Genomic DNA, 12356 nt, shown 5'->3' with positions numbered 1-12356 from the left:
ACTAAAAGGCAAAGGACACCCCCAAACCAAACTTGTAATCCGCATCATAGCGTGCCGTTACGCCGAAACCTTTTGTAAACCGGTAGTCCACTCCAACACCAAAAGCGATGTCACCCGTCGTGTCCGTATAATCGTCTGCTTCACCATACTCCACCGTAACAGTACTACTTCTTAGCAACCCGCCCAAATAGACATACGGAAAGAATCCCGAATTGACCTTTGCCGATCCGGACAGCTTATTAACGGGAAAATACCAATTTCCATACAGGCCCAGATCCCATACCACTATGCCGCTATAATCATCCGCATATGACGAGACTGAGGCAAGGAGACCCAAATTGATGTATGAATAGATGGGCGCATCCTGCTGGGCAGTCAACTTTTTTGAAAGCGGCGATTCTATCATGGCACCAAGCGAGAAATCATACCCTTCCACAAGATTTAATACCAACCGGCCGGGAGCGTACTTAAAATCCGAAACATCGGATGATTTAGTCTGGGCAGCCGCGGTTTTGGTAATGTGAACCGCTTTCGCTACGGCGTCACTTTCAGCAGCCGGCCGGTTACCTGGCGGTATGGCCGACGGATCGGCTTCAGCTTTAGCCAGAGGTGCACTACTGAAGGTTTCCCGCTTACCATTCTGGTAAATAATCATAAAAACCTCTCTTTTAGGTACTGTATATGCAGGTCCGTCCAAGTGGTCAAACAGTTTATACCTAATTTTATCTTCGTCAATTTCCTGAACCTTTGCCTTAATTTCAGACCGGTCTGTCTTATAAATCACATCCTGAGCCCTCACCAAGACGAAGCCACAACAAAACGTTGCCGTGAGGACCACACACATGTAAAACTGTTTCATGTTGCCAATCATTTCTTAGTATTATAAGTGGTTAATTAAAAATGACTAAGATTGTTGCAGTTAATGTCTTTCCATTGATTTATTGCGGCCTCTATTTCTCCGACCCCCGAGCATCCCTTTAATTTCCCGAGCAGATTTATGGCCGACTGCTTCAATGCATTGCATTTTGAAACACTGGATACATCGGCGGCATAAGCGTTGAGCTTCGCTTCATAATCCGCATATTCTTTATCCCAATTGCATGCGGGCCCATTGTCGTTTTTCTCACAACTGCTGAAGCTGAAGACCAAAGCAACCACCATCATAGTGGCGATCCGTTTACTGTTTGTTTTTTTCATGATTAAAGTTGACTGAATTTAGTGAGTGATATTGTTGTACCAACCACACAAAACTGTCAATACGAGCGGAAAAACAACAGTAACGGTTTCCGAACACCTACATTCGGTTTCCCAAGAGTCAAAATTTAACTCCGGGGTTAACGAATAAAATGGATTTTAGAGAAAAACTCCATTTCATACGACTGGCCGATTGGTAATACCGCACCGTTAATAATGACGGTATTATGGTCGATAGCTTCAACGGCAGTTTTGTTGATTACGTACGATCGGTGAATCCGAATAAGGTTATCGTGGCAGAATTTTTCATGGAGCTTGTTCAGTGACTCAGAGATCAGGACACGTCGCTGCCGGGTGTACACATGGCAATAACTGCGGTCTGCTTCCAGGTATAGCAGGTCTTCCAACAACAATTTCTCGAAGCGGCCATTTTCGGTTCGGATAAAGAAATGGTTAGTCGCATTAATTTCTCGGTTTCCGACAGCCTCTCGATATCGATCCAAAGCCAGTTCAATCGCACTATGAATATCTCTTTCACGGAACGGTTTGGTCAAGTAAGCCGCGGGTCGCGTTTGCTTGGCACGTTCCCACGTCCGGCCATCGGCATAAGCCGTCAGGTAAATCACGGGTATCGGCCCCAGTTGAGTAATCCGTTCGACTGTTTGTATCCCGTCCATTTCACCTTTTAAATGAATATCAGCCATGATGATATCGGGTTTAACCTGCAAATAATTTAAAAAGGCATCTTCTCCGTTGTCTGCCACCCCTGTGATTGTATAATCCGCCAATTCCAGCCGGGCAACGATATCCTTGGCTACGATAGCTTCATCTTCGATAACCAAAATTTTAACCTTCTCCATATCTACGGTCGGTTTTACGACAATTAACAGCTATTTAGGTATAATTAATTCAAACACTGCTCCACCAGTTGTACGCCAACTAATCGTTGCCCGCAATTGACGCACCAGCTCGCTGACAAGCCTTAACCCAAATGACGATGAATTCGCGATATCGAATCCCTCCGGCAATCCTGAGCCGTTGTCAGCAAGCGTAAGCTGGTAATGGTTAGGGCGACGATAGAAACCAATATCCAGCCGATTTTTCTCTTTTTCCCCTACACCATATTTCAGTGAGTTGGTAACCAACTCGTTAATAATTAATCCCAACGGCATAGCCGTATCGATATCCAATACAAACTCTTCAATAACGATGTTTAATTCAATATCCGAAACACCAAAACTATATACAATATATTGGATCAGATCATTGACATACGCTTTCATGTTCACACCGGCAATATCTTCGTGCTGGTAAAGCTTTTGGTGAATCAATACCATAGATTCTACTCTGCGCTGGCCTTCTGCCACCGCCTGCCTTGCCTCCCCTTCTTCCATCTTAAGCGACTGCAAACTCAGCAGACTGCTTATTACCTGCAAGTTGTTTTTTACCCGATGATGTAATTCACGTATAAGGGTCTCAATACGCTCATTTTTTTCTTGCAGGATAATATTGTTTTTTTTTCGCTGTAGGCTACGGTTGTAAAGAAGTGCTACTGCAAATATGAGAACCACCAGTACGGTCATGCCCCCAATCCAAATCAACCGATTAAGCTTATAATCGGCCTCTTGAATTTTCTTCAAATAAGCGATTTCCAGATCACGTTCTGTGACATAACGCTGCGTCTGCACATCGTTGATATGCCGCATTTGCTGAATGTTGGCAATAGAATCTTTGATACGATAAAATTTCTTAAGCGCATGGGCGTAGAGCAGATATTCTCTTTTCCCATACAGCCAATCGGCATAGTATTTATAGTGATAATAACCGGCGGCAGAATACTCACGATTAGTTAATTCTCCTTCTGCACGATCAAAATAAACCTCAGCGTGCTCATGACGGCCGTTGAGCGCATACGCATGTGCAAACAACGTAGTTATCGACAGCGGAAGCACAGCTCCTACATACTTAGACTTCAATATTTCCAAGCTGTTAAGCATCGCCGGATATTGGCCTTCCATTTCGTTCCACAGCGTGCGGGCGAGGTAATAGTTCACTGATGGAATTTCCTCCTCTGAAACCCTAACCGCAGAAAAATACCTACGACAAGAATCCAATAATTTAGCCGTCAATTGGCGGTTGCCCGCAAATGCTTCAATCACTGCCCGGTCTGACACCAGCATACCCAAGCTTCTATCGTTCAGAATTCCGGTTTTGCGTTTACGGGTGTTCAATGCTCCCTCAATAAGCCGGTACATACGCCTGGCATTGGGAATATCCATTAATACCAAATTCAACCGCATCAGATCCAAATAAATGGTAAAATCAGGTTTGGCAAATCTGAAAAAAGACTGTTTGTAGAAATTCTGCTTGATCAGGGATGAGTCTCTGGCCATTGGGATTAGCCGTTCCAGAGCTTCCACCAATTTCGCAGGGTTATTCACGTGGGCAATGTGAGCCCCCAAGTAAGCCGAAGCAAAATAAGGTGTTTTGTTCGTTAAGTCCTGAGCGATATCCTGAGCTTTTTGCACATACACGAGCGCCTGTTTAATTGCTTCTTCATGTCCCTCCTTGGAAAATAATTCTCCCCGAAACGCATAAAGCATACCCAGATTCAGCGAGTCGCGGGCCTCTTCGCACGCCTGTATGCCGATTGCTATAAATTTCTTCGCTAAATCAACATTACCGGACTGACTATATGCATGGACGCTATACACTATAGATTCACGGAAAATATTGTCCCTTTGATTTCCAGCGTTTTTCTGAAGTGCCGCAGCCAAAGTCACCGCCGAATCAAGAAAAGGATATACTAGCTGTGCAAGTTCGTATTTATTGGTCAACAACGCATGCATCCATTTGCGGCGATTCATCGGACGAACGATGGCTGTTAACCGATTCGTATACTTCATCCCAATAACAGCATCGTATTCCTCCAATTGGTCGATAATTGAACACGCCGCTTGAAAGCGCGTCTCATTAAGCGGTTCAGCGGTTAATCGCTTAAATTCAACCATTAACGTTTCTTGCGCGCGCTCTTGGGCTATTGCAACTTGACTATAAACCAACAGCAAGCAGCAGTAAGCCATGACATACCATACCCCATTAACCGCGCCCATAACGCATATTACGCAAGCTTATTCATGATTGATAACGGCCAGCCTTAAGTTGATTAAGCTAACTTTCGGACGAATATAAAAAAATTTGCAGCGGAAAGACAAATTATTCTTCTTCCAACATCTCAGGTTCAGCTACGGCGGCGACCGTTTTTCTCTTCCCCGTGATTACTCTAATAATCACCGGTGCCGTAGCAGCCACAACAATGGCCAGGATAACATACTCCAGGTTATGCTGCACCCACTCATTTTCACCCAGCATATAGCCCAGGGTCGCCAAGCTGCCCACCCATAAGATACCCCCGACCACATTGTAAAAAGCGAATTTCCGGAAGTCCATTTCCACAATGCCAGCCACAATGGGCGCAAACGTCCTCACCACCGGAAGAAAACGGGCCAAAATAATGGCCATTCCGCCCCGGCGTTCATAGAATTCCTGAGCTTTGTAAATGTATTCTTTTTTGAACAGCCAATTGTCTTTCATTTTCAGCAGACGGTGCCCGAAATATTTGCCGCACCAATAGCCTACAAAATTACCCAGGATACCGGCTGCCGAAATCAACGCTATCCAATATAACAGGGTCAGCACGGAATCCACCGGTTCCAGCGTCAGGTTAGCGATGATGATACCGGCAATGAACAAAATAGGATCCCCTGGCAGGAAAAAACCGACAAGAATACCCGTTTCGGCAAACACAATGAATAACAGTAAATAAAGCCCCCCGTGAGCGACAATCCAGTCGGGATTGGTCAGGTTGTTTAAAAAATCAAGAAATTCAGTCACAGACTACCTCTAAAGTTTGAAAGCAAAACAACGATCGAATACTGGAAAGATACTGTATAAAACCGTGCCATTTACCGTGGCGTGCGCCACATAGATTACCATGTAAGTCAAAATGGCAAATTCTTGACAAATATGACGGCAGCCTCCTCAAAATTAAAAGAATTTTCATCAGCTGCCGAGGAAATCACCGTACCATCTTCCTGACGCCTTTATGATACGCCGTTGGGTTTGGAAATCCACATGCACGAGGCCGAACCGGGCGTGATACCCCTCCGCCCATTCGAAATTATCGGTGAGGGTCCACACGAAATAACCGTGTATGTTCAGCCCTTCCTGTTTGGCGCGCAATACCTGCCCAAGGTGGGCCTGCAGGTAACGTCGGCGAAGGTCGTCATCCACTTGGCCGTTGACCACGTCATCCGGAAAAGCTGCACCGTTTTCGGTAATATACAGTTTAGGCATATTGGGGTATGCGTTGAACTGCCTAATCACCTCATACAGGCATTGGGGGTATACCTCCCACCCCATGGTGGTCAGCGGCACCCTCCGTTTCTGTGCCGGTACCAGCTTGGCCTGGATATAGGGCACAAACAGGGAGCTGGCCACCACCTCCCGGGTATAGCACTGGAGCCCTATGAAATCAAAATCAAAAGGCAATGCCGTGTCATCACCTGCCTGCATATACCGTTCGATGCCCGCTAACGCTTTCAGATCGGCCACAGGATATCCCAGCCCCAGGACAGCCTCGATAAACAAGCGGTTAATCAAGGCGTCGGCACGGCGTGCCGCATTGGCATCCCGGGGATGGGTACTGAACGGGTGGATGCTGGAGCAAGAAAACGTGCTGCCCAGCGAAGCGTGCGGTAATTCGGCACGCAACAGCCGCCCCACGTGGCCCATCGCCAGCGCGGCGTGATGCGCCGCCGGAAAAAAGTTACGTATTCCGGTCAATCCCGGCGCATGTACCCCGAAAAAGTACCCCGCCCCGGTAAACACAGCCGGTTCATTGAGCACCATCCAATGCCGGACGCGGTCGCCAAGGCGCTTCGCAGCACAGACAGCATATTCCTCCAGCCACGAGAGCATATCCCGGTTCGTCCAACCTCCCCTATCCTGCAACGCCTGGGGCAAATCCCAATGATAGAGGGTCACCCATGGCACGATTCCCTGTTCCAGGCAATGATCGACCAGTCGGTCGTAAAAGTCCATTCCGCGGGCGTTATATGCTCCCGTTCCGTGGGGCAAAATACGCGGCCACGACAGCGAAAACCGGAAATTAGGGATGGACATTTGCTTGATGAGCATAACATCCTCTTGGTAGCGGTGATAAAAATCGCAGGCCTCACGTGCATGTTGACGCCCCTTGATTTTTCCCTTGCGCAACGTAAAGGTATCCCAGATAGATATTCCCTTACCATCAGCATCCCACGCGCCCTCGGTCTGAAATGCCGCACTGGACACCCCCCACACGAAGTCCTGTCCGAAGTCGTCTTTTACCATCAAGCGAATGCTTTGGATACGTGGGTTTCCAAGATGTTATCAACAATTTCCTGGGTACAATCGGGGTAATCCACGGTAACCACCTGTTTGCTGTTTAACCAAGCCGCTATGGTGTCGTCATGCTTGGATTTCAGGTTTTTGATGACAGGCACTCCCATTTCCTCCAAGGCAGCAGCGTTGAGATGCTGCTCATACTGGTTTTTCATCGGCACAACCAGCAATTTCTTTTGCAGAAACAATGCCTCGGCGGGGGTTTCAAACCCGGCACCACATAACACACCGGACGAAGTAGCCATGCTTTGAATAAAGCTATCGTTATCTATGGGCTGAACGCGTACATTCCGCATTTCGAAAGGGGTTTTGTTGTGTTTTGAAAACACTTCCCACCGGATATCGGGAAACCTCATCAGGTGTTTGAGCAACCGGGCATCGTCATAAGCCGGCAGGTATACGGTATAATGCCCTTTGTCAGCTACATCGAGCTGGCGAACCTGTTGTCTGATGACAGGAGTGAATATCCGTTCGCTATATCGTTTAAAATGGAATCCATAGTTAGTGGTCGCAGGTGCATAATAACGCATAATCAATTTACCCAGCATATCCTGATCCTTGGGTTTCGGTGCCAGGGGATCCATGGTTGCTACCTGATGGCTGAGACCGACGCATGCCTTTTCCCGCGTGTTGCATGCCCAAGCCGAAATGGGTTCAAAATCATTAATGACAAGATCGTAGTCTTCTATTGGCAATGAACTCACTTCCTGGACCAGCCGCCGTACGGTTGAACTCATAAACGTCTTCCATAAGTCGACCCCGCCCTTTTTACCGAAGATAAAGCTCAGGCCATGCATCCTGTACTTCACCGGAAACGGAAGCACGAGGTCGGCCTGGATACCACTCACCAGCACATCCACCGCCGCACGGCGCTGCAGACACGGCACCACATCCATAGCCCGGCTCAAATGGCCATTGCCGGTGCCTTGCACTGCGTAGAGAATTTTCATCAGAATAAATTGCTTTTTAACGGCTATGAAGCTTGCATAAATTATTCATGTCCTTTCGTTATGGCAATTTATGCAGGTTTCATCTGTATAAATTCTTACCCACTTATTGAGCAACAGCTTGTGCAGGTTCTTTGTTTCTTAATGCCTGAATGCCGAAGCCAAAAAACGCAAAAAAAACCGGCTTTTCAAACCCTCAAACCAACTAATTAGTGCTTTCATAATGGCAGCATGTTTCTGTTCTAATGCAAAAATGGTTATTTGATGTGATCCCACCGTTAAATACGGGTGAAGGATTTGTGATGTTTCTGGCGATGTCTTATTTTTAACACATGAAACGGATTGGCCTGATACTTATTTCCTTCGTTGCCATCCTGCTGCTTCCGTCGTGGGGTTTCCATGCCCATAAGCTGATCAACCGGATGGCCGTCTTTACATTGCCGGCAGATCTCGCGGTGTTCTACAAACCTCATGCGGACTATCTGACGGAACATGCCATTGACGCGGATAAGCGATGCTATGTCGATACTGCCGAGTCGCCCCGCCATTTCATTGACGCTGACCGATACGGCGCACAACCGTTTGACACCATCCCCATCCATTGGAGCGCCGCGGTTGAGAAATTCTCTGAGCGTAGGCTGCTCGCTTCAGGTATTTTGCCTTGGCAAATTTACCGCAGTTACCGCAGTCTGGTGAGCGCATTCAGCGAAAAAGACGTGCGCCGGATTCTCCGATATGCCGCCGATATTGGTCACTATCTGGCTGATGCCCACGTGCCTTTGCATACCACCAGCAACTACAACGGGCAGTTGACCAATCAAGTAGGCATCCATGCCTTTTGGGAGAGCCGCCTGCCGGAGCTCTTTTCTGAACAGTACGATTTCATGGTTGGCCGGGCCCGCTATGTGGAGTCGCCCCTGGAAACCGCGTGGACCATTGTACGCGAAAGCCACGCCTTGGTTGATTCCGTACTCGGCTTAGAAGCCCAGCTGAACGATACATTCCCTTCGGACCGTAAATATGGGTATGTTGAGCGGAATGGAGTGCTTATACGCACGTATTCCGACGCCTATTCAAAAGCATACCACGACGCGCTGCGCGGGATGGTGGAGCGGCGTATGCGTGGTGCCATCCATAGTATAGGCAGTTTTTGGTATTCGGCATGGGTGGATGCCGGACAGCCGGACATCAGGCGACTTACCGCTGATGCGGTACCCATTGACACTGTTCCGATGCCTGCGGGAAACCAACCGATTATCGGACGGGAAGAGTGGCACTGATCCGTTCCAAGCCGTCGCGCATGATATTAACGGCCTGGGCCAACTCATCCGCTGTCAGGCTTCCAAAGCCCAACCGCATAGCGCAATGCTCGTCTGTCTGATACAACAGAAACCGGGGAATGCATAACCCTTCGGTCAAGCATTCTCTGGCAAACCGCATCAAATTGACTCCGCGGGGCCAACGGGTCCAGATGGCCAGTCCGCCCGAAGGTTTGATAAACTGAACGGCACCATCCAGCTGCCCGTCCAGCAGCTCTGCGAGGCGATCCCGGCGGGCACGGTATTCGGCTGTGGTTTTGCGCAGGTAGCGATGCATCTCTCCTTCTGCGATAAGTTCGCCCAATGCAAGCTCCGTCAAGACATCGCCATACCTATCCATGATACCCAGTAGTTTTGCCATTTCGTTGATCAGTGCTTCCGGCGCCACGATAAAGCCCGATCGGAACCCCGAGGCCATGGATTTGCCGAAGGTACCCACATAGACCACCATCCCTTCGCTGTCTGCACTGGCCATGGGCAATAACGGGCTGCCATCGTAGTGGAAATCGTAGTCGTAATCGTCTTCAAGGATAATGAACCCGAACATTGCCGAAAGCTCCAGCAGTTCAATGCGGCGCCTTGCACTTAATGCCACCGTGGTTGGATAGTGATGATGCGGAGTGATGTAAAGCATGCGTATAGGCTGCCGCTCGCAGTGTTCGCGCAGCGCATCCGTGAGAATCCCTTCGGCATCCAGCGGTACGGTAAGTATCCGTGCACCGGCCTTCTGGAAAATCATGTTCGTGGCAAAATAGCTCAACTCCCCCACCACTACGCAATCGCCCGGTGATATCAGCGTTTCGGCGACAATATAAATGCTCAGCTCAAGGCTGCGCGTTACAAGCAGGTTTTTCCGGGCAATATGCAGCCCCCGGGTTAAGTTGAGGAAATTAGCCAGGTTTTCCTGGTAGTATTCGCTTCCCGCCGTAGGCATATATCCCAGTTTTGCCAGGTTTCTGCGGCGTTTCATGTTGGTGTGAAACAGCCTTGAAAGGTAATCGACGTGTGAAAGGCGGGTATCTGGCAAACCATCGTCGAACGTGAGACGTGCGCTCGAATGATCGAACGGGTTATCCAGCACGTTCCATTTCCTGAAATCAAACCCCGGATGCCGTGGATAGGCCGCTACAGGCGGTCCGCTTTTTGTTGTGAACTTCCGCGGTTTCCCGGTTTTCCCGTTACTAATAAACGCGCCCCGACTGGGATGGGTTTTCAACCACCCTTGGGCATCGAGCTCGGCATAACTGGCCACCACCGTATTGCGATTCAGGCCCAATAGTTTACCCATCTTACGGCTGCCAGGCAGTTTATGCCCGTCCATCAGGTAACCGCGCTGGATAGCATTGATAAGCTGATGAGCCACCTGCAGGTATACAGGCGTTGCCGACGAACGGTCTACCTGGATAAAACTTTGATAAGGCACCAAAACCGGACTATCCATAAAATAAAAACTGGACTACCTAGATATGCCGCCAAGGTACGACTTTTGCAAAAAAACCAATGAAATGAAAAAATTTTCAACGATAATCCGCAACATTCCGTTCATCTGGACCATGCTCGGAACCGGGCTTGCACCGGCGCAACAGTCCGAAAGCGAACCCGATACAACGACTATTCCCTTAAGCGAAGTTATCATCACCGAAAACCGATTGCAATTGCCGTTTATCCAGCAAAACCGCCATATCCAGATCATCGACCGTAAGCAGATTGACGCATTGCCTGCACGTTCCGTCAACGAATTATTAAGCCACGTGGCGGGTGTCGATCTCCGTCAGCGCGGACCATTCGGCACACAAGCTGACGTCAGCATCGACGGCGGCAGTTTTGAGCAAACCCTCGTCCTTGTAAACGGCATGAAGGTGCTCGACGCCCAAACCGGGCATAATACCCTGAACCTGCCCATCCCAACGGACGCCATTGAGCGGATAGAAATCATCCGCGGGCCCGCGGCACGCGTCTACGGCATCAACAGCCTCACCGGAGCGATTAACATCGTAACGAGGAAGCCAACTGCCTCGGGTGTCCAGGTCCATGCCTATACAGGCTCAGGCTTCAAAAGGGATACTGCCGCTGCCGACCATGTGCTTTTCCATGGCCGCGGTGTGCAACTGGGCAGCAACTTGGTGAAGGAGCATCACCGCCATTCGCTGCACGGCAGCCACGAGTCGGGCAATGGCTACCGTTATAACACGGCATTTCGCAACAACAAGCTACTATATCAGGGCGAAGTACGCGCCAATACCACCGACGCGCTATCGCTGATGGGCGGCTATGTATCCAACAACTTCGGCGCCAACGGTTTCTATGCTGCACCGGGAGACAAAGAATCGCAAGAAATTGTCCAGACGGTACTGGCAGCCCTCAGCTACCGTAGCCAGCTTACCGAACGGATCTCGGTTTCGCCCCGTGTGAGCTACCGTTATGCATACGACGATTACCGCTATTTCCGGAATGACCTGAGCCGTGCCCGTAGCCAGCATCACGGCCAGGCCATCAATACCGAAATCAACGGAACGATGCAAACTTCGGCAGGTGACATCGGCATCGGGCTGGAAATGCGTAACGAAATCATCCGGAGCACAAACATCGGTAACCACAACCGCAGCAACTACGGCCTGTATGCGGAATTCAAGACAGCACGCATTCACGACAAGCTGCTGTTGAGCGCCGGCACCTATATTAACTATAATTCTGATTACGGGTGGCAACTATTTCCCGGCATTGACGTGGGATACACGCTCAATAATCGATTGAAACTGGTAGCCCATACCGGCACCGGGCAACGTATCCCGTCATTTACGGATCTTTACCTGAACCAGCCGGGAAATGTCGGCAACCCTTCACTTCTGTCGGAACGTGCTTGGCATGCGGAGGGAGGCCTCAAATACGTTGACAATCGTCTGGTCGCACAAGCAACCTATTTTTACCGCAATATGAACGAGTTCATCGATTGGGTGCGTGGTAACCTGGACCAACCGTGGCAACCCCAAAATTTCCAGCGCAACCGCACACGGGGAGTTACGTTTTCGGGGAATTACCGGTTGGTTGCCAACGAGCGCCGGACTACCTTACTGGCTGGGCTCTCCTACACCTGGCTATCGCCGGACATCGTCAATAACCAGGAGGCGGGGTATCTTTACAAATACGTTATCGAAAGCCTCCGTCACCAACTGGCGGCGCATGTTAATTGGCACGCAGGGCCAATTTCCGCCACGGTAGCGGCAAGATTAAATGAGCGTCTCAGCTATAAAAGCTACTTCTTGGGGGATGTGCGTGTTGCCTATGGCTTCGGTACGCTGGATATATACCTTGACACGCAGAACATCTTTGACGTTACGTATATCGAAGCCGCAGCCATACCTATGCCCGGCAGGTGGTTCAGCCTCGGAATGAAATATCGTTTATAACATGATGAACCCGGCGCTCATTCCCTGTCGGTGGGCGCCGGGTT

At 49.3% G+C, this 12356-nt stretch carries 10 protein-coding genes; 2 read left to right on the top strand and 8 right to left on the bottom strand.

Going from position 1 to position 12356, the window contains the following annotated elements:
* Window position 1: 1 nt before the first annotated feature.
* The 7 genes from BM030_RS08815 to BM030_RS08785 form a co-directional block, all read right to left on the bottom strand.
* Window positions 2-859 (bottom strand): porin family protein, encoded by an 858-nt coding sequence (locus BM030_RS08815; protein WP_139215857.1) that lies wholly within the window; start codon window positions 857-859, stop codon window positions 2-4.
* Window positions 860-894: 35 nt separating this feature from the next.
* A complete protein-coding gene (locus BM030_RS08810; protein WP_090973221.1) occupies window positions 895-1197 on the bottom strand; it encodes a hypothetical protein in 303 nt (100 codons plus the stop codon).
* A gap of 137 nt (window positions 1198-1334) precedes the next feature.
* The gene (locus tag BM030_RS08805) at window positions 1335-2054 is read right to left on the bottom strand and encodes a response regulator (RefSeq protein WP_090973220.1); all 720 of its coding nucleotides are present in this window, start codon (window positions 2052-2054) and stop codon (window positions 1335-1337) included.
* A 30-nt stretch (window positions 2055-2084) separates the two neighbouring features.
* The gene (locus tag BM030_RS08800) at window positions 2085-4307 is read right to left on the bottom strand and encodes a sensor histidine kinase (RefSeq protein WP_090973219.1); all 2223 of its coding nucleotides are present in this window, start codon (window positions 4305-4307) and stop codon (window positions 2085-2087) included.
* A gap of 103 nt (window positions 4308-4410) precedes the next feature.
* A complete protein-coding gene (locus BM030_RS08795; RefSeq protein ID WP_090973218.1) occupies window positions 4411-5088 on the bottom strand; it encodes a DedA family protein in 678 nt (225 codons plus the stop codon).
* 168 nt (window positions 5089-5256) lie between these two features.
* Window positions 5257-6588: a GH1 family beta-glucosidase gene (locus BM030_RS08790; protein ID WP_090973217.1), complete on the bottom strand. Its 1332-nt coding sequence runs from the start codon at window positions 6586-6588 to the stop codon at window positions 5257-5259.
* The gene (locus BM030_RS08785) at window positions 6588-7589 is read right to left on the bottom strand and encodes a glycosyltransferase family protein (protein WP_090973216.1); all 1002 of its coding nucleotides are present in this window, start codon (window positions 7587-7589) and stop codon (window positions 6588-6590) included. The genes BM030_RS08790 and BM030_RS08785 overlap by 1 nt, the downstream gene beginning before the upstream one ends.
* 329 nt (window positions 7590-7918) lie before the next feature.
* On the opposite strand from BM030_RS08785, the gene BM030_RS08780 reads away from it, so the two are divergent.
* A complete protein-coding gene (locus tag BM030_RS08780; RefSeq protein WP_090973215.1) occupies window positions 7919-8866 on the top strand; it encodes a zinc dependent phospholipase C family protein in 948 nt (315 codons plus the stop codon).
* On the opposite strand, the gene BM030_RS08775 is transcribed toward BM030_RS08780, so the two are convergent.
* Window positions 8841-10346, bottom strand: a complete 1506-nt coding sequence (locus BM030_RS08775) for an aminotransferase-like domain-containing protein (RefSeq protein WP_090973214.1) — start codon at window positions 10344-10346, stop codon at window positions 8841-8843. The genes BM030_RS08780 and BM030_RS08775 overlap by 26 nt on opposite strands.
* Window positions 10347-10410: 64 nt before the next feature.
* On the opposite strand from BM030_RS08775, the gene BM030_RS08770 reads away from it, so the two are divergent.
* Window positions 10411-12312, top strand: a complete 1902-nt coding sequence (locus BM030_RS08770; protein WP_211657561.1) for a TonB-dependent receptor plug domain-containing protein — start codon at window positions 10411-10413, stop codon at window positions 12310-12312.
* The last annotated feature ends 44 nt before the right edge of the window (window positions 12313-12356 follow it).

The sequence above is a fragment of the Parapedobacter composti genome (genome assembly GCF_900112315.1).
Lineage (GTDB): Bacteria > Bacteroidota > Bacteroidia > Sphingobacteriales > Sphingobacteriaceae > Parapedobacter > Parapedobacter composti.
This window is presented reverse-complemented; position numbering and strand designations above follow the sequence as displayed.